We start from the raw sequence: 25,182 nt of genomic DNA on the forward strand, positions 1-25,182 counted from the left end.
GGCTGAGCTGCGGGGAGCCGGTTCCGCGGAGGGCCGGGCCGGTAGGACCGGTGGGGCCGGGCCGGTGAGCGTGGACTACGGGGCCGCCCGCTCCGGGGCGGGGCCAACGGGTTCGGCAGAGCCCGGGACAGGCGCCCGCTCCGCGGCCATACGGCGCCGCTCCGCATCGGGATCCGTGCCCGCGTCGTACGAGAGGAGCCGCGGCAGCACCGCCGCCAGGACGCCGACAGAGGCCACGCAGGCCAGCCCGCCGGACCAGATGGCGGACCGCGTGCCGGTCCACCCCGCCGCCGCGCCCGCGCGGACCTGCCCCAGCTGCGGGCCGACGCTGTAGGAGAGGACCTCGATCCCGGCGAGCCGCCCCCGCAGCTCGTCGGGGATGGTCTGGTTCCAGATGGTGGAGCGGCCGAGTCCGCTCGCCATGTCGCCCGCGCCCGCGAGGGCGAGACAGCCGAGTACCAGCCAGATGTTCGACAGCCACCCCGCCGCGGTGATCGCGAGTCCCCAGCCCGCCGCGCCGAAGACCACGAAGAGCCCGTGCCGCCGCACCCGCGACGTCCACCCGCTGGTGAGGCTGAACAGCAGCGAGCCGACCGCCCCGGCCGCGTACATCAGCCCGAGCGCCCACTCCGCGTCCAGGTCGTCCGCGAGGAACGGGAAGATCGTGTTGGGGAAGGCGAAGAACATCGCGGCCATGTCGATCGCGTACGTACCGAGCAGCACCGGCCGCGACCACGCGTACCGCGCGCCTTCCGCGAGGCCCTTCAGCGACGGCTTCTCCGCGTCGTGCGCGGCGGGCGCGGGCGAGAGCCGGGTGCACAGGACGACGGAGACGGCGAAGCCGGTGATCGTGACCGCGTACGCGGACGCGTGCCCGGCGTAGGCGACGACCAGGCCGGCGAGGGAGGGGCCCGCGATGGCCCCGACGTTCCAGCGCAGCGAGTTCAGCGCGGCGGCCGCCGTCAACTGGTCGTGCGGGACGATCCGTGCCATCAGCGAGTCCAGGGCGGGCCGTTGGAGCCCGGAGAGCGCGGAGACGCCGGCCGCGACGACGTACAGCGGCCACAGCAGTGGACTTGGCAGGAGCGCGTTCACGAGCAGGACGACGGCCAGCAGGCCGAGCGCCGCCTCCGTCAGGAGGATCACCTTGCGCCGGTCCACGGCGTCGGCGAGCGCGCCGCCGTAGAGCCCGAAGACGATCAGCGGCACGAGTTCGACCGCGCCCATCGCGCCGACCGCGAACGCTGAGTCCGTCAGATCCTTGATCTGCAACGGCAGGGCGACCATCGCCATGAAACTGCCGAAGTACGTGACGAGCCCCTGAACCCACAGCAACCGGAAGTCACGGGTGGATCGCCAGGGGGAGAGGTCGGGCAGTATCGCGGAGAGGGGCACGAGAAGCCATGGTCAGCGGCGCGGGATGCGCCGGGCAACTGAATTTCCACACCGGGCGACCGGAATTCCGCCGAAGGCCGACCGAACCTCCGCCCCGGGCAACCGCACCCCGCCCAGAGCAACCGCACCCCGCCCAGAGCAACTGCACCCCCACCCCCCTCACCACCGCGTCGGCGGCGGCGAAGTCAGCTCGTCGGCGAGGCGGGACAACCGGTCGCGCAGCCGCCCGCGGCGACGCGTCTCGGGCCGCGCGTTCTCTCCCGCCGCCGCGCTGACCAGGTGCTGGACCGTGTCGAGATCGAGGTCGGGCGTCTCGGGGACCGTCAGCGCCTCGTGCGAGAGCGCGTCCAGGTCCCGGTCCCCTGAGCCGAGCGCCAGGACCGTCGCCCCCGCCCTGCGCGCGTCGTGCACCCGCGTGAGCAGCTCGGCGTCCGGCGCGTCCGGCGCCACCACGAGCAGCGTCTCGCCGCGCCGTGCGGCCTCGATCCGGCCGAGGCCGGTCGAGAGATGGGCCGGATCCGTGGCGAGGACCTCGTGCCGCACCAGTGTCGGCGTGAGCTCCGGCGTGCCCGACCAGGCCGCCTCGTCGACCAGGTGCGCGGCCAGGTGCCACGGTTCGTACGCCGCCGTGCCCACGAGCAGCAGCCCGCCGCCGTGCGGCACGACGGAGGACCGCAGCGTTCCTGCGAAGCGGCGCGTGGCGCCCAGCCACTCGGTCCCGGCGAGCACTTCGCGCAGCAGCGCGACCCGTACGGCGTCCATGGCGTCGCATCCTGCCCCAACGAGCCACTCGTCACCGGGAGTTCACGGGGAATTCCCCCGAGGTGGGGAAGGGCGGGGGATGACCGCTGAGACGTCTGTTCCCTTCCGCGCGGGCCACGAGGGATATGCGAGCTTCCGCATCCCCGCCGTCGTGGCGACCGCACCCGGTACCGTTCTCGCCTTCTGCGAGGGCCGTGTCGGTTCCCAGCAGGACTTCGGCAACATCGACATCGTCCTCAAACGCTCCGAGGACGGAGGCCGCACCTGGGGCCCCCTCCAGGCCGTCGGCAAGAACGGCACGGACCTCGCGGGCAACCCCGCCCCCGTCGTCCTCGACACCGGACGCGTCCTCCTCGTCCACGTCAGGAACGCCGCCGCGGCCACCGAGGACGCCATCCGCCGCGGCACGGTCCCCGCGGCCGACGGACGCCGCGTCTGGGTGCAGCACAGCGACGACGACGGCCTCACCTGGACGGCGCCCCGCGAGATCACCGGCCAGGTGAAGAAGGCGGAGTGGCGGTGGTACGCGACCACACCCGGGCACGCCGTGCGGCTGGCCTGCGAGCACGGGGGCCGCACCGGCCGCCTCGTGGTCCCCGCCAACCACTCGCTGCCGCCCCTCGGCACCGACAACGGCACCGAGGGGAAGTACAACGGCGGACACTGCCTGCTCAGCGACGACGCCGGCGCGACCTGGCGCATCGGCTACCTCGACGACAACACCGACGGCTACGTCAACGTCAACGAGACCACCGCCGCCGAACTCCCCGACGGCCGTCTCTACCTCAACACCCGCAACGACTCCCCGGCACCGGGCAACCGCGCCGACGCCCACTCGCAGGACGGCGGCGAGACCCTCGTCAAGCCCTTCCGCCCGCAGGCCTCCCTCACCGGACCCGTCGTCGAGGGCAGCGTCCTGCAGCTCCGCGACCCCGATCTGCTCCTCTTCTCCGGGCCCGCCGACCCCGCCTTCCGGGCCCTGATGACCGTGCGCCGCTCCACCGACGGCGGCACCACCTGGCAGGTCGCCCACACGGTCGACGGGCTGCCCGCCGCGTACTCCGATCTCGTACGCCTCGACCGGGACACCGTCGGACTCCTCTACGAGACGGGGGACTTCAGCGCGTACGAGACCATCTCCTTCCGGCGGATACCGGTCACGGACCTGGTCGGGGCGACCGGTGAGTAAGGTCGGCCCATGACCTCTACAGACAGTGCGCAGAACGGCTCGGGTACGGACTCCGGAACGGCTTCGGCCCCGGCCGCGAAGAAGGCTTCCGCCAAGGACCCCTGGGAGCTGCCCGACGTGTCGGGGCTCGTCGTCGGCGTCCTCGGCGGCACCGGCGACCAGGGGCGCGGCCTCGCCTACCGGCTCGCCCGCGCCGGCCAGAAGGTGATCATCGGCTCCCGCGCGGCCGAGCGCGCGCACACCGCCGCCGAGGAGCTCGGCCTCGGCGTCGAGGGCGCCGAGAACGCGGAGTGCGCGCGGCGCAGCGACATCGTGATCGTCGCCGTGCCGTGGGAAGGGCACGGCAAGACCCTCGAAGCGCTGCGCGAGGAGCTGGCCGGCAAGCTCGTCGTCGACTGTGTGAACCCGCTCGGCTTCGACAAGAAGGGCGCGTACGCCCTCAAGCCCGAGGAGGGCAGCGCTGCCGAGCAGGCCGCCGCCCTGCTGCCGGACTCCCGCGTCACCGCCGCCTTCCACCACCTGTCGGCGGTCCTGCTCCAGGACCCGGCCGTCGAGGAGATCGACACCGATGTGATGGTCCTCGGCGAGGCCCGCGCCGACACCGACCTCGTCCAGGCGCTCGCCGCCCGCATCCCCGGCATGCGCGGCGTCTTCGCGGGACGGCTCCGCAACGCCCACCAGGTCGAGTCCCTGGTCGCCAACCTGATCTCCGTCAACCGCCGCTACAAGGCACACGCGGGCCTGCGGATCACCGACGTGTAGGGACGGGTGCGGGGCGGCGGCGGGCATGGGGGACACTGGACGGCAGTACGTCCAGGTCTACGCGTACGTCTATGTGCAGGTGTACGTGTGTACCTGTGTATGTGCAGGTGTACGCGTACGTGTACGCATCCACGCCATGACTCGACAGGAGCCCGACCCTCATGCCCCGCCTCGCCGTGTACGCCCTCGTCGTCTGCGCCCTCGCCGTCGCCGCCGCCGTGATCTCCTTCGCGCAGGGCAGCTGGCTCGGCGTCGTCTGGGTGCTGCTCGCGGGGCTCTCCTCGAACATGGCCTGGTTCTACCTGCGGCGGGCCAAGGCGGAGCGGGACGCGCGGCGGGGCGCGGCGGGCCCCGCGTCCCCCGCGGCCCCTACGAACTGAACCCCGGCACCGGCTCCGGGGCCTCCTGCGCGCCCTCCCAGAAGCGGTACAGCTGCTTGCCCCAGTAGGGGTCCCACTCCCGGACGCCGAGGCCGCGCAGGATCGCGTCGACCGCGTCGAAGAACATGTGGTTGACCTCCGGGATCCACAGGACGGCGAAGACCGCGAGGAGACCGAATGGCGCGAACGGCTCCACCTGGCGTCGGATCCGGTGCGAGAGCCAGGGTTCGAGCACGCCGTAGCCGTCCAGGCCCGGGACGGGCAGGAAGTTCAGGATCGCCGCGGTCACCTGGAGCAGCGCGAGGAACGCGAGCGCGTAGCGGAACGTGGCGGGGACGCCGTCGAGGGCGTGCAGCCAGAACGGCGCCGTGCAGATGACGGCGAACGCCGCGTTCGTCAGCGGGCCCGCCGCCGAGATCAGGCTGTGCTTCCAGCGGCCCCGGATCCGGCCCCGCTCGATGAAGACCGCGCCGCCGGGCAGGCCGATGCCGCCCATGATCACGAAGAGTACGGGCAGCACGATGCTGAGCAGGGCGTGCGTGTACTTGAGCGGGTTGAGGGTCAGATAGCCCTTCGCGCCGATGGAGATGTCGCCGCTGTGCAGGGCGGTGCGGGCGTGCGCGTACTCGTGCAGGCAGAGCGAGACGATCCAGGCGGCCGTCACGAAGAGGAAGACGGCGACTCCGGGGTTGTCCGCGAAACCGGTCCAGGCGGCCCAGCCGGAGACGGCCGTGACGGCGACGATGCCCAGGAAGACGGGGCTGATCCGCCGGTCGCTGCGGCGGCTGGGGGCGGTGGTCATGGGGCGGGGCTCCTGGAGTCGGACGGTCTGGCTGGCTCGACCGTACGGGGTCGTGTGCGGCTGCGCTTGGGCTGGTGCGCCTCGGGTGCGTCTGTGGGGCGGGGCCGCGGGGGTATGTGCGTACTCGCTATCCCTGCGTCACGCTGCACGAACAATGGGGCTACAGGATGCTCGGTGCTCCGTTCGCACATACCCCCACGTCCCCTCCGGCCGGTTTCGCGGCTGCGGCCCGGTGGGGGCGTGTCCCTACTCCGGCCGTGCGTCGCAGGGTGAACGGGTGGGTGGGTGGGATACATCCGCCGCGAAGCGGCGGGCCCGTTCGTACCCGCAGATGGGAGACGGGGGGAGATACCCACCCACCCGCCCATCCCCGCTAGGGGAGACGGAAGGGGACCCCTGCCCCCGGGCAGGGACAATGGTCCCGTGCGATACCGCGTATTGGGCTCGGCCCAAGCCATCCGCCCCGACGGAACCCCCGCCCCCGTCGGCGGCGCCCGCCTCCGCGCCCTCCTCGCGGCCCTCGCCCTCCGCGCGGGCCGCACCGTCCCCGTCGCGGTCCTCGTCGACGAGGTGTGGGCCGCGGAACCGCCCGCCGACGCGAGCGGCGCGCTGCAGGCGCTGGTCGGCCGGCTCCGCAGGGCCATCGGCGCGGACGCCGTCGCCTCGCTGGACGGCGGCTACCGGCTGCGCGCGGACCCGGACGACGTGGACGTGTTCCGGTTCGACCGGCTGGTGGCCGACGCCGGGCGCGCGGTGGCCGACGGCGACCCGGCGAAGGCCGCCACGCTCCTGGACGACGCGCTCGCCCTGTGGACCGGCGAGCCCCTCGCCGACCTGCCCGAGCACACCGCGGAAGCCGCCCGCTGGCACGCGCGCCACCTGGACGCCCGCCGCGCCAGGATGACCGCGGCCCTCGCCCTCGGCCGGGCGGAGCAGGCCCTGCCCGAGCTCGCCGCGCTCTGCGACGCCCACCCTCTCGACGAGCCGCTGCAGGCCCTGCGGCTGCGCGCGCTGCGGGACACGGGGCGCCAGGCGGAGGCGCTCGCCGCGTACGACGGCGTACGACGGGACATAGCGGACCGGCTCGGCGTCGACCCGGGCCCCGAACTGCGCGCCCTGCACGAGGAGTTGCTGCGGGACCCGCCCGTCGCCGCGCCGCCCCGCGCCCCCGGCAACCTCCGGGCCAGACTCACCTCTTTCGTCGGCCGCGAGGCCGACATCGACGCGCTGCGCGACGATCTCACGCGGGCCAGGCTCGTCACCCTCCTCGGACCCGGCGGCGCCGGGAAGACCCGGCTCTCGCAGGAGGCCGCCGAGGCCGTCGCCGACGGCGTCCCTGACGGCGTATGGCTCGCCGAGCTCGCGCCGGTCGAGGACCCCGCGGACGTCCCCGCCGCCGTCCTCACCGCACTCGGCGCCCGCGAGAGCGTGCTGCGCGGCGCCGGCGCCGAGGAGCTGCGCGCCATCTCGGAGCGGCACGGCGAGGACCCGCTCGCCCGGCTGGTCGACCACTGCGCCGCCCGCCGCATGCTGATCGTCCTGGACAACTGCGAGCACGTGATCGAGGCCGCCGCCCGCCTCGCCGACGAGCTGCTCGCCCGCTGCCCCGGACTGACGGTCCTCGCCACCAGCCGTGAACCCCTGGGCGTACCGGGAGAGCTGCTGCGCCCCGTGGAGCCGCTGCCCGAGCCGGTCGCCCTGCGGCTGTTCGCCGAGCGGGGCGCCGCCGCGCGGCCCGGGTTCACCGTGGACGGGGACCCCGAGGCGGCCGCCGAGATCTGCCGCCGCCTCGACGGCCTGCCGCTCGCCATCGAACTGGCCGCGGCCCGCCTGCGGATGCTCTCCCCGCGCCAGATCGCCGACCGCCTGGACAACCGTTTCCGCCTCCTCACCAGCGGCGCCCGTACGGTCCTGCCCCGCCAGCAGACCCTGCGGGCCGTCGTCGACTGGTCCTGGGAACTCCTCGACGAGGCCGAGCGGGCCGTGCTGCGCCGGCTCTCGGTCTTCGCCGGCGGGTGCGGCCTGAGCGCGGCGGAAGAGGTGTGCGCCGTCGACGGCGGCACCCACGACGTGGCCGGCCTGCTCGGCTCCCTCGTCGACAAGTCCCTGGTCGTCGCGGCGCCTTCGCCGGTTCCGGACGGCGGCATGCGCTACCGGCTCCTGGAGACCGTCGCGGAGTACGCGGGCGAGCGGCTCGACGAGGCGGGCGACCGGGACGTCGCCGAGCGCGCGCACCTCGTGCACTACCGCGAGCTCGCGAGGACCACCGATCCCGAACTGCGCGGCAGCGGCCAGTACGCGGCCGTGGAACGGCTGGAGACCGAGTACGAGAACCTGCGCACCGCCCTGCGCCGCGCGATCGCCGCCCGGGACGAGCACGAGGCGCTCTGCCTCGTCCTCTCCCTCTCCTGGTACTGGCAGATGCGCGGCCTGCGCACGGAGACCCGCAACTGGTCCCGCGACGTCATGGCGCTGGGCCCCGACCCCTTCGCCCCGCCCGTCACCCCCGCGCCCCCGCTGTACGAGCCGTGCACGGCCGCGCCCCCGCCGATGCGCCCCGAGGTCCTGGCGGAGGCCCGCCGCGGAGTGCACCTGCTCCACCTCGCCTGCATGGACATGGACGTGGACCTGTGGCAGACGCGGGAGGCGGAGGAGAAGCTGCGCGGCGTCCGGGAGGCGTACCGCCCCGGCCTCCCGCAGACCTGCCGGGCGCCAGGCAACCTCTGGTTCTTCGCGGTGATGCTGGGCGGCGACATGGAACTGCTGCGGGTCACCATCGACGCGACCGTCGACGCCTGCCGCGAGTTCGGTTTCGACTGGGAGCTCGCCGCCGCCCTGCAGATGCGCGCCAACATGCTCGCCAACCGCACCGACTGGGCGGGCGACGCCATCCGCGACGCGGACGAGGCACTGCGCGGGTTCCGGGAGCTGGGCGATGTGTGGGGCATCGCCGAGTCGCTCTCCGCACGAGGCGAGGCGCGGGAGCGGCGCGGCGAACTCGCCCTGGCCGCCGACGACTTCAGGGCCGCCATCGAGTACGCCGAGCAGGTCGACGCCCAGACCCAGGTGGTCCTGCTCAGGGCCCGCCTCGGCTCGCTCCTGACGGACGCGCCGGAGCGGGCGGAGGACTTCGCGCGCGGCGAGGCGATGCTGCGGGAGGTCATCGAGAACCCCGGCCGCCACCACGCGGGCGAGGCCATGCCCGCCGCCCGCCTCTTCCTCGCCATGGCGCTCGGCCGCACCGGCCGCACCGACGAGGCGCGCGAGCATCTGCGGCTGCTGCGCCAGGAGTTCAGCCCCATCGGCTACGCGGTCTTCGACAGTGCCGTGCTCGGCCTCACGGCCTGGCTCGACGCGCTGGACGGCCGGTACGCCGAGGGCGTCGCCAAGGTGGCGGCGGCCTTCGGCAAGGCCCTCGACCCGCTCTCGCGGATGGTCGCCCCGCAGATGGTCTCCGTGCATCTGTGGACCGCCGCACTCGCCCTGTCCCGGATGGCAGGCGGCGCCCGCGCGGGAGACGCCGCGCGGCTCCTCGGCGTCGCCGACCGGGAGCTGCCGCCGGCGCATGTCGCGACGACGATGGAGCGCGAGATCCGTGCGGGCGCGGAGCGGCTGTCCCGTGCCGCGCTCGGGGACGACACCTACGAGTCGGCGTACGCGCAGGGCGGCGGCCTCACCTTCGAGGAGGCCGCCGCCCTGTGCGTCGCGTGACCCGGGGCGGTCCCCGGTGATCAGTTCTTCGTGCGGAACTTGTGGATCGCGATCGGCGCCATCACGAGCGTGAGCGCCACCGACCAGCCGACCGTCACCCACAGGTCGTGCGCGACCGGGCCGCCGACCATCAGGCCGCGCGCGGAGTCCGCGAGAGAGGAGAGCGGGTTGTAGTCGGTGAAGCCCTGGAGCCAGCCCGGCATCGACTTCGTCGGCGCGAAGATCGACGAGCCGAACTGCAGCGGCATCAGGACCAGGAAGCCCATCGCCTGCACGGACTGGGCGCTCTTCATCGTGACACCGAGCACCAGGAAGATCCACATGATGGACGTGCCGAAGAGCGCGGAGAGGCCGACGGAGGCGAAGAGGCCGCCCCAGTTGGTGATGTCGAAGCCGACGAGGACACCGACGATCATCATGATCGTCGTCGCGATGAGCAGCCGCATCAGCTCCACCACGATCTTGGCGAAGAGGACCGAGCCCTGGCCGATCGGCAGGGTGCGGAACCGGTCCATGATGCCGTTCTGGAAGTCCTGGTTGAAGCCGGTGCCGACGGCCATCGCGATGTTCATGCTCATCATCGCCATCATGCCGGGCACCACGTACTGGACGTACTGGTCCTGACCGCCGCCGAGCGCCTGCCCGATCGAGCCGCCGAAGACGTACACGAACAGCAGGGTGAAGACGATCGGCATCAGGACCGCGTCGAACATCGACTCCGGGTCCTGGCGGATCCAGAGCAGATTGCGGCGGACCAGGGCGCTGGTGTGGCGGACGTGGGCACGCAGCCCGATGTGGGCGTCCGCGTCCCCCTTCGTGAGGGGGGCCGCGAGAGTGGTGGCGCTCATACGGCGACCTCCTCGAGTTCGTTCTCGGTCGGGCGGGCGTCCTGCGGGGCACTGGCCTTCTGGCCGGTGATGGACAGGAACACCTCGTCCAGGCTGGGCAGTTCGGTGGCTATCGAGGCGATCGTGATCCCGCGCGCGGTGACCGCGCCGACCACGGCGGTCAGCTGCTCGTCGCTGAGGATCGGGACGAGGACCGTGCCGGACTCGGTGTCGATGGTCGAGGTGGCGAGGCCGGTCAGGCCCAGGTCGTCGAGGGCGTTCGCCAGCGGGCGCAGCTCCAGCGGGTCCGCGGGGCGCACGCGCAGGGTGCGGCCGCCTACCTTCGCCTTCAGCTCCTCGATGCCGCCGTTGGCGATGACCTTGCCGCGGTCGATGACCGTCAGCTCGGAGGCCAGCTGCTCGGCCTCCTCCATGTACTGGGTGGTGAGCAGCACGGTCACGCCGTCGCCGACCATGCGCTTGACCTCGCCCCACACCTCGTTGCGGGTACGCGGGTCGAGGCCGGTCGTCGGCTCGTCCAGGTAGAGGACGGCCGGGCTGCCGATCATCGACGCGGCGAGGTCGAGGCGGCGGCGCATACCGCCGGAGTACGTGCTCGCCGGGCGCTTGGCGGCCTCGGTGAGGGAGAACCGCTCAAGGAGACCGTCGGCGCGGGACCTGGACTCCTTGCGGGACAGGTCGAGCAGCCGCCCGATCATGTAGAGGTTCTCGCGCCCCGACAGCTTCTCGTCCACCGCCGCGTACTGGCCTGTCAGGCCTATCACGCGGCGGAGTTGGCGGGGCTGGTGGAACACGTCGTACCCGGCGACCGTCGCCGAGCCGGAGTCCGGGGTGACGAGTGTGGAGAGGCAGCGTACGAGGGTCGTCTTGCCGGCGCCGTTGGGTCCGAGCACGCCGAGGACGGTGCCTTCGCGCACGTCGAGGTCCACGCCGTCCAGTGCCTTGGTCTCGCCGTAGTGCTTGACCAGTCCCCTTACGGTGACCGCGCTCCCTGCGCCGCCGGGGTTCATGTCGATTCGCGTCATGCCCCACAAGATGCCAGGCCCCACCGACAAACCGCCGACATCCCACCGACAGGCCTTCGGTGGGATGTCGGCGGTGTGGTCCTGCGGATGGTGGTCCTGCGGACGGCTGGGGGTGCGGCCGGCGCGCTGTGGGTTTCCCTGTCCCGCCGTTTCGCGGCGGATCTCCCCACCCGCCCACCCGTTTGCCCCGCACCGCACGGAAACCGTAGGAGCTCCTACAGCACCTGACATCGCCGGGTGAACGGGTGGGTTGGTGGTATGGATCCGCCGCGAAGCGGCGGCGCAGAACAACCCCCTACCCGCCCAGGGGCGAGCGAACGCCCGCCCCACCACGTCAGTGAACCGAATGCCGCGCCTCAGGAAACGCCCCGCCCACCACGTCCTCGGCGAACGCCTTGGCCGCGCCGGACATCACGCCCCGCAGATCCGCGTACTGCTTGACGAAGCGCGGCATCTTCCCGCCGGTCAGGCCCAGCATGTCCGTCCAGACGAGGACCTGCGCGTCGCACTCGGCACCCGCGCCGATCCCGACGGTCGGGATGGCCAGGGAGCGGGTGACCTCGGCGGCCAGCTCCGCGGGGACCAGTTCGAGGACCACCGCGAACGCGCCCGCGTCCTGCGCGGCCTTGGCGTCGTTCAGGAGCCGATGGGCGGCCTCGTCGCCGCGGCCCTGCACGCGGTAGCCCATGGTGTTCACGGACTGCGGCGTCAGGCCGAGGTGGGACATGACAGGGATGCCCGACTGGACCAGCAACTCGGTCTGGGCCAGGGAGCGTTCGCCGCCCTCCAGCTTGACCGCGCCGACCCCCGACTCCTTCACGAGCCGGGTCGCCGAGCGGAGCGCCTGGACAGGGCCCTCCTGGTACGAGCCGAACGGCAGGTCGCCGACGATCAGGGCGCGGCTGGTGCCCCGTACGACCGCCGCGGACAGCATGGCCATCTCGTCGAGGGTGACGGGCACGGTCGTCTCGTACCCGAGGTGGCAGTTGCCCGCCGAGTCGCCGACGAGCATGACGGGGATGCCCGCCTCGTCGAAGACGGACGCGGTCATCGCGTCGTAGGCGGTGAGCATGGGCCACTTCTCGCCGCGCTCCTTGGCGGCGGTGATGTCGCGGACGGTGATGCGCCGGGTGCCCTTGCCGCCGTACAGCGCCTTGCTGCTGTCGGTGCTCTGCGGGGTACCGGGGTTCTGCGGGATGTCGGCGCTCTTCTGGGCAGCCGAAAGCTGCGTCATCGCAACGGCTCCTTCTGTCATCTCGAGGCGCCCTGACGGCGTCCCCGGATCACCTCCATGGTGGCATCCCGTGCCGCTCCGGGCTAGTGGTCCCCCCGGGCCGGGCCGTTCGGCAAAGTCTTCCCCACCCCCGCCCCAAGGCCTTTCCAATACGAGACGGTCTCGTATCGAAATAGGTTTACGCTGATACGCATGGATTCCCCTGCCATGCCCACCACTTCGCGCGTTCCGGAAGCCGTCCACCGGCGCCGTTGGGCCATCCTCGGCGCGCTGATGCTCAGCCTCCTGATCGTGGTGCTCGACAACTCGATCCTGAACGTCGCCATCAAGACGATCTCCACCCCCGAACCGACCGGCCTCGGAGCCACCCAGAGCGAACTGGAGTGGGCGATCAACGCCTACACGCTCGTCTTCGCGGGGCTGCTCTTCACCGCGGGCCTGCTCGGCGACCGGCTCGGCCGCAAGAAGGTCCTGCTCGGCGGGCTCGTCGTCTTCGGCCTCGGTTCGGCGCTCGCCTCGATGTCAGGCTCGCCCGTGCAGCTCATCGCGTTCCGCGCGCTGATGGGCCTCGGCGCCGCCTTCGTGATGCCGGCCACACTCGCCATCCTGATGAACGTCTTCGAGCGCGACGAGCAGCCCAAGGCCATCGGCATCTGGGCAGGCGGCGTCGGCCTCGCCATCGCCATCGGGCCCATCACCGGCGGCGTGCTGCTCGACCACTTCTGGTGGGGCTCGGTCTTCCTCATCAACGTACCGATCGTGATCGTCGCCCTGGCACTGATGATCTGGCTGGTGCCCGACTCGCGCGACCCCAGGCCGGGCCGTATCGACCTCTTCGGCGTCACCCTCTCCGTCGTCGGCCTGGTACTGCTCGTCTACGGCATCATCAAGGGCGGTCAGCTCGCCGACTTCACCGACCCGGCCGTCGTCGGGACCGCTCTCGCGGGCCTCGTCGTGCTCGCCGCCTTCGTGCTGTACGAGAAGCGCAGCGACCACCCCTCCATCGACATCGCCTACTTCAAGAACCGGGTCTTCTCCGCGGCGATCTGCGCCATAGCGCTCGTCTTCTTCGCACTGATGGGTGTGACCTTCTTCTCCGTCTTCTACACCCAGAGCGTGCGCGGCTACTCGCCGCTGCAGACCGGCCTGCTGATGCTGCCGCTGGCCGTGTCCCAGCTCATCTTCGCGCCGCGCGCCCGCCTCGTCGTCGACCGCTTCGGCGTACGGGCCGTGTGCACGGGCGGACTGCTCCTGGTCACGGCGGCCCTGACGGCCTTCACGTTCCTCGAGGCGGACACGCCGATCTGGCTCCTCGAGACAGTCTTCTTCCTGATCGGCACCGGCATGGCGCACGTCATGACGCCCACCAGCGTCGTGATCATGCAGGCGCTGCCGCGCGAGAAGGCCGGCTCCGCGTCCGCGCTCAGCAACACCTTCCGGCAGGTCGGCGGCGCCCTCGGCATCGCCGTCCTCGGCTCCGTGCTCTCCACGGCGTACCGGGGCGGCATCGAGGACAAGCTCGGCATGCTGCCCGAGAGCGCCCGGCACACCGCGGGCGAGTCCATCGAGGCGACCCTCGGCGTCGCCGCGAAGCTCGGCCCCAAGGGCGAGCCCCTGGTGACCGCGGCCAACGACTCGTTCCTGCACGCCATGCATGTCACGGCGCTGTGGGGCGCGGGCGTCGCCGTCGTCGGCGCACTGGTCGTCTTCCTCTTCCTGCCGGGGCGTACGCCGACGGACGAGGGCCCGCAGGAGGAGCCGGCCGAGCCGGTGGGCGCCGCCGGGCGCAGCTGAGGGCCTGAGAGCCTGTGTCATATCCCCGGCCGGGTGGTCGCCGCCTGGCACGCACGCTCGCCGCGTTGCCGAAAAGCCCTAGTAGCTCTGCTACGAGGACTTCCCGGCGCCTTGCGATCGCACGCACCAGACGACGCCCACTGATCCGACCGGGGATATGACACAGGCTCTGAGGCAGAATCGGCGCGGCAGCCGGCGCGAGTGAGGGGAGAGGGGCGACGTGGTCCACAAGGGCGTGCGGGTCGCGGACGAGGGTGACCTCGCCAGGAGGATGCCGCAGGGCCGGGCGGGCCGGGGCAGGCCCCGGAGCGAGGCCGTGGAGCAGGCGATCATCGAGGGCGTGGTGCGCCTCATGGAGGACGGCCTCCCGCTCACCGAGCTGTCCATAGAGCGGATCGCCCGCACGGCAGGCGTCGGCAAGGCCACCATCTACCGGCGCTGGGACGGCAGGGAGGCCCTCTTCGTCGACGTCATGCGCGTCTTCGAGGAGCCGGACCCCGAGCTGCCGGGCACCTCGATGCGCGACGATCTGATCTGCCTCCTGGAGAGCCTGCGCCGCCGCGGCCTGAACATGCGGTCCTCGGCCCTGCTGCACAACGTCTTCGCGCAGATGAAAGCCCTGCCCAAACTGTGGGAGGCGTACCAGGCGACGGTCGTCGCGCCCCGTCGCCGCATGATGCTCGACGTGCTGCGGCGGGGCGTCGCCGACGGCGAACTGCGCGCCGACGTCGACGTGGAGATGGCCAACGACCTCTTCGTGGGCCCCATGCTGCTGCGCACGGTCATGCGCCAGGACGCGCCGCTCGACGACAATCTCGCGCAGAGCATCGTCGACGCGGTGCTCGCGGGCCTGCGCGGACCGAAGTGAAGTGAATGGGCACATCTGTGACCGCCATCCGGTCACAGATGTGCCCATTCCGTCACAGAAGCGGTCCGACCCGGTCGCTCAGGAACCTGCCGCGCCGCCCCGTTCGTCCTGGTGCCAGTACGGCCGTCGTGGACGGCAGGGACGACACCCGATCATCGCCTAGGGTTTGCGGGGGCGGGACAGACGGTGTGCACGGCAGCAGTGAGGCGACGACAGCATGGCGCAGGCGTATATGACGGAGACGGGCAGCGGCGGCTCGGGGCCCGAGCGTCCGGGGTCCAGGCTCCGCCGCCTGCTCGACGGCTGGCGGGGCGACCCGGGCATCTGGCGGCGCGGCCTCGTCACCGCGGGGGCCGCGGTCCTCATCGCGCTGGTGATGCTCTTCCACGCGCAGATCCCCAACAACGTGGGCAACCTCGGCAGCCTGACCGAGACCTTCCTGCCCTGGCTCGGCCTCTTCATCCCGGTGCTGCTGGTCATCGCGCTGGTCCGCAAGTCCGCCACCGCGCTGATCGCCCTGCTGCTGCCCCTGGTCATCTGGATCGATTCGTTCGGCGGTCTGATCACCTCCAAGTCGGCCACCGGCGGTGACCTGACCGTGGCCACGCACAACGTGAACGCGGACAACCCCGACCCGACCGGCACCGCCCAGGACGTCGCGGCCTCCGGCGCCGACGTGATCGCCCTGGAGGAGCTCACCGCGAGCGCCGTGCCCACGTACGAGAAGGCGCTGGCCGGGGAGTACAAGTACCACTCGGTGAAGGGCACCGTGGGTCTGTGGAGCAAGTACCCGCTGACCGACACCAAGCCCGTCGACATCAAGCTGGGCTGGGTCCGCGCGATGCGCACCACGGTGAACACCCCCAAGGGCGAGGTCGCCGTGTATGTCGCGCACCTGCCGTCGGTGCGCGTGAAGCTCGACGCGGGCTTCACCGCCAACCAGCGCGACAACAGCGCCGACGCGCTCGGCGAGGCCATCGAGGACGAGAAGATCGGCAAGGTCGTCCTCCTCGGCGACCTCAACGGCACCATGAACGACCGCGCGCTGAACGCCGTCACCTCCCAGCTGCGCTCCACGCAGGGCGCGGCGGGCGACGGATTCGGCTTCAGCTGGCCCGCGTCGTTCCCGATGGCGCGCATCGACCAGATCATGGTCAAGGGCGTCGAGCCGGTCTCCTCCTGGACGCTGCCGGAGACGAGCAGCGACCATCTGCCGATCGCGGCGCGGGTCGACCTCTCGTCGTAACGTCCTCGTCGTCCGTTTTTGATCCCACGGACGTGAGCTCACGGAATACTCGGTGGGCGCGGCTTTGTTCCGTACGTAAACTTACGGGTTCGGCCTCTCCTGGTTCCCGCGCCGTGTCCCCACCGCACCCCCCCGCTTCCGTGGAAGGTACTTCTTCATGCCCCTGGCCCTGCTCGCCCTCGCCGTGGGCGCCTTCGGCATCGGCACGACCGAGTTCGTGATGATGGGCCTGCTGCCCAACGTCGCCGACGACCTGCACATATCCATCCCCACCGCCGGTCACCTGGTCTCCGCCTACGCGCTCGGCGTGGTCATCGGCGCCCCGCTGCTCGCCGCCGTCACCGCGCGGCTGCCGCGCCGCCGCGTCCTGATCGGCCTGATGGTCCTGTTCGTGGTCGGCAACGCGCTGTCGGCGGCCGCCCCCGACTACCACCTGCTGATGGCCGCGCGCTTCGTCAGTGGCCTGCCGCACGGCGCCTTCTTCGGCGTCGGCGCGGTCGTCGCCACGGGGCTCGTCGCGCCCGAGCGCAAGGCCCGCTCCGTCTCCCTCATGTTCCTCGGCCTGACCGTCGCCAACATCGTGGGCGTGCCCGTGGCCACCGCCATGGGGCAGCAGCTCGGCTGGCGCGCCACGTTCCTCGCGGTGAGCGCGATCGGCCTCGCCGCCATCGCGGCGCTGGCCCTGCTCGTCCCCGCCGACCACGGCCACGGCGAGGCGGGCGGCCTGCGCGGCGAGCTCCGGGCGCTGCGCAGCGTCCCGGTCTGGCTGGCGCTCGGCACGACCGTCGCGGGCTTCGGGGCGCTGTTCTCCGCGTACAGCTACATCACGCCGATGCTCACCGACGCGGCGGGCTACGCCGAGTCCAGCGTCACGCTGCTCCTCGCGCTGTTCGGCGTGGGCGCGACGGCGGGCAACCTGATGGGCGGGCGCCTCGCCGACCACTCGCTGCGCGGCACGCTCTTCGGCGGGCTCACCGGGCTCGCCGTGGTCCTGGCGCTCTTCCCGCTGCTCATGAGCGCGGGATGGAGCGCGGCGATCGCCGTCTTCCTGCTCGGCATGGCGGCGTTCACGACGGGCTCGCCGCTGCAGCTCATGGTCATGGAGAAGGCGTCGGCGGCCCCCTCGCTGGCCTCGTCCGCGAACCAGGGCGCGTTCAACCTCGCCAACGCGGGCGGCGCCTGGATCGGCGGCCTCGCCCTCGCGGCGGGCTTCGGGGTTACGTCCCCGGCGCTGACCGGCGCGGTCCTCGCCCTCCTCGGCCTGGCGGTCGCGGGCCTCGCGTACGTGGTGGACGTCCGTCGGGGGCCGGGTGCGGCACCGGGTGCGGAGCGGGTGGTGGCGTCGTCGTCCCCCGCGCGGGAGCCGGTTCGCCGGTAGGTCTCCCTTGCCGGGGGCGGTTGGCGGGTGTCCTGCCCCGCCGCTGCGCGGCGGATTTTCCCCACCCGCCCACCCGTTCACCCCGCGACGTCAGGTGCGGTAGGTGCGGTAGGTGCCCCTACGGTCCCATTCGGTGCGGGGCAAACGGGTGGGCGGGTGGGATAACTCCGCCGCGAAGCGGCGGGCAAGGAAGGACCCCACCGCCCGCAGCGCGAAAGCACCCCACGAGAGAAGGAGGGCGGGGCAGGCGTCACCCCGCCGCCCGCAGGGCGAAAGCAGACCGCGACGGGAAACGGCCCAATCCGCCGCGAAGCGGCGGGCAAGGAAGGACCCCACCGCCCGCAGGGCGAAAGCAGACCGCGACGGGAAACGGCCCCATCCGCCGCGCAGCGGCGGGACAGGGCACCGGCACCCACCCTCAGTCGCCGACGACCGCCTCCCGCCACCGATTCGTGATCGGCAGTCGACGGTCCTTGCCGAAGCCCTTCGCGGAGATCTTCGTCCCCGGCGGATACTGCCGCCGCTTGTACTCCGCCGTGTCCACCATCCGCAGCGTCTTGACGACCAGCTCCCGGTCGTAGCCCGCGGCCACGATCGCGTCTGCGCCCTGGTCCCGGTCGACGTAGAGCTCCAGGATCGCGTCGAGGACCGGGTAGTCGGGGAGCGAGTCCGTGTCGACCTGGTCGGGGCGGAGCTCGGCGCTCGGCGGCTTGGTGATGGAGTTCTCGGGGATCGGCGGCGTCTGGCCCCGCTCCCGCGCCGCACGGTTGCGCCACTCGGCGAGCCGGAAGATCGCCGTCTTGTAGACGTCCTTGATCGGGCCGTACGCGCCGACGGAGTCGCCGTAGAGCGTCGAGTAGCCGACCGCGAGCTCGGACTTGTTGCCCGGCGCGAGCACGATGTGCCCCTCCTGGTTGGAGAGCGCCATCAGCATCGTGCCGCGCAGCCGCGACTGGAGGTTCTCCTCGGCGAGTCCGGTGAGCCCGAGGGACCCCATGTACGCGTCGAACATCGGCGCGATCGGCACGGTCCTGAAGTTGAGACCGGTGCGCCGGGCCAGCTCCTCCGCGTCGCCGATGGAGTGGTCGGAGGAGTAGCGGGAGGGCATGGCGACGCCGTACACGTTCTGCGCGCCGAGCGCGTCGCAGGCGATGGCGGCGGTGAGCGCCGAGTCGATGCCGCCGGAGAGGCCGATCAGGACGCTGCTGAAACCGTTCTTCGCGGCGTACGCGCGCAGGCCCACGACGAGCGCCGAGTACACCTCCTCGTCGTCGTCGAGCCGCTCGGCGTACCCGCCGGTGAGCTCGGCGTCGTACGCGGGGAGGGGCTCCTCGGAGAGCGTGACGTGCTCGATGCGCAGCCCGTCGTCCACGACACCGGACGGCGGTACGGGGGCGGCGGCCGGCAGCTCCAGGTCCAGCACGATGCACCCCTCGGAGAACTGTGGGGCACGCGCGATGACTTCGCCGTTCTTGTCGACGACGATCGAGTCACCGTCGAAGACCAGCTCGTCCTGACCGCCGATCATCGCGAGATACGCGGTGGTGCAGCCGGCCTCCTGGGCGCGCTTGCGCACGAGCTCCAGACGCTGGTCGTCCTTGTTCTGCTCGTATGGCGAGGCGTTGATGGAGAGCAGCAGGCCCGCGCCCGCGCTGCGGGTGGCCGGCACGCGCCCGCCGTCCTGCCAGAGGTCCTCGCAGATGGCGAGCGCCACGTCGACGCCGTGCACCCGCACGACCGGCAGCGTCTCACCCGGCACGAAGTAGCGGAACTCGTCGAAGACGCCGTAGTTGGGCAGGTGGTGCTTGGAGTAGGTCAGGACGGCCTCGCCGCGGTGCAGCACGGCTCCCGCGTTGCGCGGGGCCCCCGCGGGCTGGCCGAACTTCGGCTTGGCCTCCTCGGTGTGGTCGAGATAGCCGACGACGACCGGCAACTCCCCGAACCCCTCGTCCCGCAGCCGCACGGCGAGCGCGCGCAGCGCCTCCCGCGAGGCCTGGACGAAGGACGAACGCAGAGCGAGGTCCTCGACGGGATACCCGGTCAGCACCATCTCGGGGAACGCGACGAGATGCGCCCCCTGCTCGGCGGAGTGCCGGGTCCAGTGGACGACCGCCTCGGCGTTCCCGGCGAGATCGCCGACGGTCGAGTCGATCTGATTCAGAGCGAGGCGTAGTTGAGGCACGCGCCCCAGTGTAATCGTCAGAGCGACGCGATGCCTGGGCGGGAGGGCACGGGGCGCCCCGCGCGAGGCGCCCCGTGCCCCCGGAGCGACGACTACCCGCGATAGCCGAGCACCGTCATCATCCCCGCCTCCGCGTGGTAGACGTTGTGGCAGTGGATCATCCACAGGCCGGGGTTGTCCGCCTCGAAGTCCACCGACAGCGTGCCGTTCGGCAGGACGATCGCGGTGTCCTTGCGGGGGCCGCCCCGCACGTTCGCCAGCGCGAAGGTGTGGCCGTGGAGGTGGACGGGGTGCCACATCGTGGTCGCGTTGGCGAAGGTGAGGCGGACCCGCTCGCCGGAGCGGACGGGGTGACGCCGGCCGGGGGAGTAGGGCTTCTTGTCGAAGGCCCAGTCGTACGCGGCCATGCCGCCCGTCAGGCGGAGCTCGATCGTGCGGTCCGGTTCGCGGCTGGGCAGGGCGACCGACTCGTGCGACCTGAGGCGGTCCGCGGTGAGGAGGCGGCCCGTCAGCTCCTTCGGGCGGGTCGATGCCGTCGGCGCGGAGCCGCCACCCGTGCGGAGCAGCGCGAGGGCCGCCGCCCTCTTGCCCTCGGCCAGTGCCGTCAGCGGGAAGACACCGTCCTTGGCGGTGACCAGTACGTCGTACCGCTCGCCCATGCCCAGAAGCAGCGCGTCGGTCTTCGCGTGCCGCACGGGGGAGCCGTCCGTGTGCGTCACCGTCATCTCGTGGCCGCCGAGTGCCACGCGGTAGGCCGTGTCGCCGCCGGCGTTGATGATGCGCAGGCGGATGCGGTCGCCGGGGCGGGCGCGGAACTGCGAAGGTGCCTTCGCCGTACGCCCGTTGATGAGGTGGTGCGGATAGGCCACGTCGCCCGCGTCGCCGCCAAGGAGGTCGCTCCTGGCGCCCATCATCATCCGGGAGGGGCCGGGGGAGTCGGCGGAGGCGGCGGGGCGCTTCGGGCTCGGGGAGCGGTCCGTCCGCAGTGACATGCTCGACATGTCGTGACCGCCGTGGCCCATGTCGTGACCGCCGCCACCGCCGCCACCGCCGTGGTCGGCCATCCCCTTGCTCAGTTCCGCCAGTACGGCGTCCGGCGTCGAGCCGTCCACCCCGTCGACCCAGTCGTCCAGGACGACCACCCACTCCTTGTCGTACCGCAGGGGCTCCTTCGGGTCCTCGACGATCAGGGGCGCGTACAACCCGCGGTCCTGCTGGGTGCCGGAGTGCGGGTGGAACCAGTACGTCCCCGGGTCCGGCACCGTGAAGCGGTAGGTGAAGTCCGCTCCGGGGGCGATGGCCTTCTGGGTGAGGCCGGGGACGCCGTCCATGTCGTTGCGCAGGGCGATGCCGTGCCAGTGCAGGGATGTGGCCTGCGGGAGGTGGTTGGCGAGGGTGAGGGCGAGGGTGTCGCCCGCGGTGACACGGACCTCCTTGCCGGGGAGCCGGTCCCCGTACGCCCAGGTCCTCACCGTGGGGCCGCCCAGGTCGAGCCGGGACTCCACGGCCGTCAGCCGCACCTCGCGGACCCGGCCGCCCTTGCCGCGCCTCTTCTCGGCGGCCGCGACCTCCTGGCCCGCCGGATCAACGTAACTTCCGGGAGCGGACGCGCCGCCCCGGCCGTGGCCGCCGTGGCCGGCGCCCGGCTCCGAGCCGGAGCACGCCGTCAGGATTCCCGTCCCGGCGACGGCCGCCGCGGCGCCGAGCACGGTGCGGCGTGAAGGGGTGTGCGGAGCTTCTTTTCGCATGACTGAGTGACACCTCGTCGTGGTGGTGTGCGTGTGAACGGGCGCATCTGCTGCTTCTGGTACACCGCTCGGCCCCCGGGGGTTCCCACCGGAAAGGCACGTGTCGCGCGGGCAGCGCGAAGCAGCCGGTGCGCGGCTCTAAATGCGCAGCACCGACAGACGGGCGAGAAGTATCCGAGGCGGCGGCGGATTGGGCCGCAGGGCATGCGGGAGCCGCCAGGGCGCGGGCAGCGGGGCGAGCGTCCCGCCCGGCCGGAGCAGTCCGGCCCGTACGAGCAGCAGGAGCGTGAAGGCGCCGAGCACCGCCAGGCACACGGACAGCGGATCCATGCTCATGCCGCCGTGCGGCTCCGGGGCGGACGCGGATTTCTCCATGACGGCGGCGTCACGGTCCTCCGCGGGCAGGAGCGCACCGGGGCCGACGTCGTGCGGGGCGGCGGCGGGCGCCGTACCCATGTCGTGCCGTGTCGGTGACGACATCGGTGACGACACAGTCGACGACACCACCGACGACACCGCCGGGCCCATCGGCGCCGACGCGACGGCGGAGCCCCCGTCATGCCCGCCCCGCAGATGCCCCGACGGACGCCCCGACGAATGCCCCGACGGACGATCCGGCGGATGCCCCGAAGGGTGCCCCAACGTATGCATCGTCACGATCCCGAAAAGCAGCGCGGCGAGCAGCAGCAACTGCCCGTGCCCCGTGCGGCCCCTCGTCCTCGCCATGCGGGAAACCCTACCGCCCCCTACCCCCGCCGGGTATACGCGCAACATGCGGACCATTCGCATTCCGACGATCATGGAGCGCATGACGAGTCAGGACGAACCGGTACAGAACGGCGAACGGGCCCTGCCCGAGCCTGACCCCGCCATCCCGCGCCAGTTCATCTCGTGGGTGACGCTCGCCCTCATGACCACCGCGTCCGTGGCCAGCCTGCGCCCCTCGCCCTCGATGGCCATCTACGGGCTGGCCGCCGTCTTCCTCTACCTCCTGCCCGCCGTCGTCTTCCTGCTCCCCACCGCCCTCGTCGGCGCCGAGCTCGCCTCCGGCTGGTCCGGCGGCATCTACCGGTGGGTCAGCGAGGCGCTGGGCAAGCCGCTCGGGTTCGTCGCCGTGTGGTGCCAGTTCGCCATGACCATCGCGTACTACCCGAGCCTGCTCGCCTACGTCGCCTCGACGTTCGCGTATGTCATCCATCCGAGCCTCGCCGAGAACGGCCTCTACGTGGCGATCGTCATCGTCGTCATCTACTGGACGGGCGTGTGGATCACGTGCCGGGGGACCAGGACGGTCGCCGGGCTCTCCTCCTTGGGGCTCGTCATCGGCACCCTCGTGCCCGGCGTCGCCCTCGTCGTCCTCGGCATCGTCTTCCTGGGACAGGGCAACGCCTCCGCCATGAGCCCCGACCACTGGCTGCCCCCGTGGACCGGCCTCGCCAGCCTGGTCCTCATCGTCAACAACTTCCTCTCCTACGCGGGCATGGAGATGAACGGCGTCCATGTGTCGTCGCTGCGTCGGCCCCGCACCGAGTACCCGCGTTCGATCTTCCTCGCCACCGGCCTCGTCCTGCTGATCTTCATCCTTCCGGCCCTGGCGATCAGCTGGGTGATGCCGTCCGAGGAGCTCAGCCTCACGGCCGGTCTGATGCAGGCGTTCCAGGCGTTCTTCGACCACTTCCACGTCGGCTGGCTGACGAAGGTCGTCGGGATCATGCTCGTCATGGCCGCGCTCGGCGGCATGCTCACCTGGCTCGCGGGGCCCGCCAAGGGGCTGGTGACGCTCTCCCGGCAGGAGGGCTACCTGCCGCCCTTCCTGCAGAAATTCAACAAGGCGGGCGTCCCGCGGAACATCATGGTCGCGCAGGGCGTCGTCACCACGCTGATCGGCGTCCTCTACGCCTTCAGTGACGACGTCTCCAGCGCGTACTGGATGTTCTCCGTCATCACCGTGCAGATCTACCTCATCGCGTACCTGCTGATGTTCGTGGCCGTCGTACGGCTGCGAAAGGCGCGGCCGGAGGTGGAGCGCGGCTTCGTGGTGCCCGCCGTGACGCTCGTCGCGACCGTCGGCTTCGTCGCCTCGCTCCTCGCGCTGGCCATCGGCTTCGTACCGCCCGACCAGTTCGGCAAGGGCCCGCTGTGGCGCTACCTGCTGATCGTCGGCGGGGGCCTCCTCGCGCTCGGCGTCCTGGCGCCCGCGGCCTTCCTCAAGTTCCGCAAACCCGGCTGGATCCATCCCGAGCACCGGTCCGCACATGTGCGCCCATAGCGTCTCCGGCCACCCGGCACCACCACCTCCGACGGCAGCAGCCACCGCCCCCAGGCCCGCACAGGCCTCGCGAAGGCCGCGCGGATCGCGGGCCGCCGCCGTACGGCTCCTGGCGTCCCTGCTCCTGGCGGGCGCCCTCGCGTACAGCACCTGGGTGACCGAGGTGTTCCTGTCGACCGGGCTCTCGCCGCGTGTGGCGTACGTCAGTGAACTCGCCGCCGAGGACCAGCCCTACGGCACGTTCTTCCGCGCCGCGGACCTCCTGGCGGGCCTCCTGGTCCTCGTCGCGGCGGCGGGCGCGCTGGCGTGGCTGCCGCGCCGGGGGCGCTGGACCACGGCGGGCCTGGCCGGGATCGCGCTCTTCGCAGTAGCCACCGCGGCCGACTCGCGGCTGCCGCTGAGCTGCGCTGCGACCTCCGACACCGGCTGCCTGGCGCGCGTGCGTGCGGGCGCCGCCCCCTGGACGCACTCCGCGCACGCGGTCAGCAGCGGTGTGGCCGTCACCGGGATGCTGGCCGGCATGGTGCTGCTCACCGTCGCCGCGCGCCGCGACACCGGTACGCGGCAGCCGCTCGCGGGCACCGGGGCGGCCCTCGTCGTCCTCCTCGAACTGGCCGCCACCTGCTGGACGCTGGCGGCCATCGCCGCGTTCGAGGCCGGCCGGGGAACGTGGGGCCTGGGGATCGCCCAGCGCCTTCAGGTGCTGTTCATCGCGGTCTGGCTGGTGGTGCTCGCGCGTTCGACGGCGGCGGAGCGGCGGTGACCTTCGTACGCGTCGGGGGAGTGCCGCACCACGTCGAGGTGGTCGGGAGCGGCCCGGTGTGCGTGCTGAGCGCCGGGCTGGGGCTCGGCTGGTTCGACTGGGACCCGGTGGTGCCGCTGCTCGCCCCGCACCGGACGGTGGTCCGTTTCGACCGGCCGGGGCTCGGACTCAGCGGCCACGCGCGCGTGGCGCCCACTTTGCGGGGCGAGGCGGAGCGGATCCTGGCGCTCCTGGACGCGGTGCGGCTCGGCGGGGCGCGGGTGACGGTGGTCGGGCACTCGCTCGCCGGGTTCCACGCGGAGGCGTTCGCGCGGCTGTACCCGGAGCGTACGGAGGGGCTCGTCCTGGTCGACTCCAGTGTGGAGGAGCGGCCGCGGGTGCGCGTGCCGCGCGGGATGCGGGTGGCGGGCACGCGCGCGTGCGGGACGCTGCTGTGCGCGGCGGGGCTGCCGCGCGCGGTGGGTCCCGCACTGCGCGGGCTTGCGGCGCCGACTCCTTGGGCGTGGGTCTACGGCAGGAGCCGTGTGTGGCGGGGGACGCTCATGGAGTACGCGACGTACGGTGACGCGGCGCGTGAACTCGCCGGGCTGCGGCGGGCCCTCCCGCTGCCGCAGGGGGCGCCCGTGACGGTGCTCGCCGCGTACGCGGGCGGTTCGCGGCGGTGGGTCGACCGGCAGCGGGGGCTGGCCGCGAACCTGGGCGGGACGTGTCGCGTGGCGCGGCCGTCGGGGCATCTGGTGATGCGGGACCGCCCTGGGGACGTGGCGGCGGCGGTCCTCGCGGGGGCGCGGGGCGCCTGATGCGCGGGTGGGGCCCGTTTGCCCGC

General features: G+C 72.3%; 20 protein-coding genes. 11 read left to right on the top strand and 9 right to left on the bottom strand.

Features of this window, described 5'->3' with window-relative positions:
* Positions 1–75: 75 nt before the first annotated feature.
* Entirely contained in the window at positions 76–1,395 is a 1,320-nt protein-coding gene (locus tag ACFVYR_RS12980) for an MFS transporter (RefSeq protein ID WP_384256619.1), read from the bottom strand.
* Positions 1,396–1,554: 159 nt separating this feature from the next.
* Complete coding sequence (locus ACFVYR_RS12985; protein WP_384256616.1) at positions 1,555–2,157, bottom strand: hypothetical protein; 603 nt, start codon at positions 2,155–2,157, stop codon at positions 1,555–1,557.
* A gap of 79 nt (positions 2,158–2,236) precedes the next feature.
* On the opposite strand from ACFVYR_RS12985, the gene ACFVYR_RS12990 reads away from it, so the two are divergent.
* From ACFVYR_RS12990 to ACFVYR_RS13000, 3 genes are all read left to right on the top strand, one after another.
* Entirely contained in the window at positions 2,237–3,346 is a 1,110-nt protein-coding gene (locus ACFVYR_RS12990; protein ID WP_384256614.1) for an exo-alpha-sialidase, read from the top strand.
* 9 nt (positions 3,347–3,355) lie between these two features.
* A complete protein-coding gene (npdG, locus tag ACFVYR_RS12995) occupies positions 3,356–4,108 on the top strand; it encodes an NADPH-dependent F420 reductase (RefSeq protein ID WP_384256612.1) in 753 nt (250 codons plus the stop codon).
* A 161-nt stretch (positions 4,109–4,269) separates the two neighbouring features.
* Positions 4,270–4,488, top strand: coding sequence for a hypothetical protein (locus ACFVYR_RS13000; protein WP_384256609.1), 219 nt, complete (start codon positions 4,270–4,272; stop codon positions 4,486–4,488).
* Here ACFVYR_RS13000 and ACFVYR_RS13005 read toward each other — a convergent pair.
* Complete coding sequence (locus ACFVYR_RS13005; RefSeq protein ID WP_384256607.1) at positions 4,478–5,290, bottom strand: site-2 protease family protein; 813 nt, start codon at positions 5,288–5,290, stop codon at positions 4,478–4,480. The genes ACFVYR_RS13000 and ACFVYR_RS13005 overlap by 11 nt on opposite strands.
* Positions 5,291–5,713: 423 nt before the next feature.
* Between ACFVYR_RS13005 and ACFVYR_RS13010 the strand changes: the two genes are divergently transcribed.
* Positions 5,714–9,001, top strand: a complete 3,288-nt coding sequence (locus tag ACFVYR_RS13010) for an ATP-binding protein (protein WP_384263816.1) — start codon at positions 5,714–5,716, stop codon at positions 8,999–9,001.
* Positions 9,002–9,021: 20 nt separating this feature from the next.
* Here ACFVYR_RS13010 and ACFVYR_RS13015 read toward each other — a convergent pair whose 3' ends face one another.
* From ACFVYR_RS13015 to panB, 3 genes are all read right to left on the bottom strand, one after another.
* Positions 9,022–9,849 (bottom strand): ABC transporter permease, encoded by an 828-nt coding sequence (locus ACFVYR_RS13015; protein WP_384263814.1) that lies wholly within the window; start codon positions 9,847–9,849, stop codon positions 9,022–9,024.
* Entirely contained in the window at positions 9,846–10,874 is a 1,029-nt protein-coding gene (locus ACFVYR_RS13020) for an ATP-binding cassette domain-containing protein (protein ID WP_384263811.1), read from the bottom strand. The genes ACFVYR_RS13015 and ACFVYR_RS13020 overlap by 4 nt, the downstream gene beginning before the upstream one ends.
* 334 nt (positions 10,875–11,208) lie before the next feature.
* Complete coding sequence (panB, locus tag ACFVYR_RS13025) at positions 11,209–12,108, bottom strand: 3-methyl-2-oxobutanoate hydroxymethyltransferase (RefSeq protein WP_384263809.1); 900 nt, start codon at positions 12,106–12,108, stop codon at positions 11,209–11,211.
* 192 nt (positions 12,109–12,300) lie between these two features.
* Between panB and ACFVYR_RS13030 the strand changes: the two genes are divergently transcribed.
* From ACFVYR_RS13030 to ACFVYR_RS13045, 4 genes are all read left to right on the top strand, one after another.
* Entirely contained in the window at positions 12,301–13,902 is a 1,602-nt protein-coding gene (locus ACFVYR_RS13030; RefSeq protein ID WP_384263807.1) for an MFS transporter, read from the top strand.
* 271 nt (positions 13,903–14,173) lie between these two features.
* Complete coding sequence (locus tag ACFVYR_RS13035; RefSeq protein WP_384257209.1) at positions 14,174–14,770, top strand: TetR/AcrR family transcriptional regulator; 597 nt, start codon at positions 14,174–14,176, stop codon at positions 14,768–14,770.
* A gap of 217 nt (positions 14,771–14,987) precedes the next feature.
* A complete protein-coding gene (locus ACFVYR_RS13040; RefSeq protein ID WP_384257024.1) occupies positions 14,988–16,016 on the top strand; it encodes an endonuclease/exonuclease/phosphatase family protein in 1,029 nt (342 codons plus the stop codon).
* A 157-nt stretch (positions 16,017–16,173) separates the two neighbouring features.
* Positions 16,174–17,394 (top strand): MFS transporter, encoded by a 1,221-nt coding sequence (locus ACFVYR_RS13045; protein WP_384257027.1) that lies wholly within the window; start codon positions 16,174–16,176, stop codon positions 17,392–17,394.
* A 418-nt stretch (positions 17,395–17,812) separates the two neighbouring features.
* Here ACFVYR_RS13045 and ACFVYR_RS13050 read toward each other — a convergent pair whose 3' ends face one another.
* The 3 genes from ACFVYR_RS13050 to ACFVYR_RS13060 form a co-directional block, all read right to left on the bottom strand.
* Positions 17,813–19,576 carry an NAD+ synthase gene (locus ACFVYR_RS13050; protein ID WP_384257029.1) on the bottom strand — a complete coding sequence of 588 codons (1,764 nt, stop codon included), beginning with the start codon at positions 19,574–19,576 and terminating at the stop codon, positions 17,813–17,815.
* Between the two features lie 92 nt (positions 19,577–19,668).
* Positions 19,669–21,324: a multicopper oxidase family protein gene (locus tag ACFVYR_RS13055; protein ID WP_384257032.1), complete on the bottom strand. Its 1,656-nt coding sequence runs from the start codon at positions 21,322–21,324 to the stop codon at positions 19,669–19,671.
* 138 nt (positions 21,325–21,462) lie between these two features.
* Positions 21,463–22,050, bottom strand: coding sequence for a hypothetical protein (locus ACFVYR_RS13060; RefSeq protein ID WP_384257035.1), 588 nt, complete (start codon positions 22,048–22,050; stop codon positions 21,463–21,465).
* Positions 22,051–22,132: 82 nt separating this feature from the next.
* Between ACFVYR_RS13060 and ACFVYR_RS13065 the strand changes: the two genes are divergently transcribed.
* Genes ACFVYR_RS13065 through ACFVYR_RS13075 form a run of 3 tightly spaced genes read left to right on the top strand, consistent with a single transcriptional unit; the run spans position 22,133 to position 25,156 of the window.
* Complete coding sequence (locus tag ACFVYR_RS13065) at positions 22,133–23,593, top strand: APC family permease (protein WP_384257038.1); 1,461 nt, start codon at positions 22,133–22,135, stop codon at positions 23,591–23,593.
* Positions 23,580–24,356, top strand: coding sequence for a DUF998 domain-containing protein (locus ACFVYR_RS13070; RefSeq protein ID WP_384257040.1), 777 nt, complete (start codon positions 23,580–23,582; stop codon positions 24,354–24,356). Before ACFVYR_RS13065 ends, ACFVYR_RS13070 begins: the two co-directional genes overlap by 14 nt.
* Positions 24,353–25,156, top strand: coding sequence for an alpha/beta fold hydrolase (locus tag ACFVYR_RS13075; protein WP_384257042.1), 804 nt, complete (start codon positions 24,353–24,355; stop codon positions 25,154–25,156). Before ACFVYR_RS13070 ends, ACFVYR_RS13075 begins: the two co-directional genes overlap by 4 nt.
* Positions 25,157–25,182 lie beyond the last annotated feature (26 nt).

Source organism: Streptomyces sp. NPDC058284 (genome assembly GCF_042881135.1).
In the GTDB taxonomy this organism is placed as follows: Bacteria; Actinomycetota; Actinomycetes; order Streptomycetales; family Streptomycetaceae; genus Streptomyces.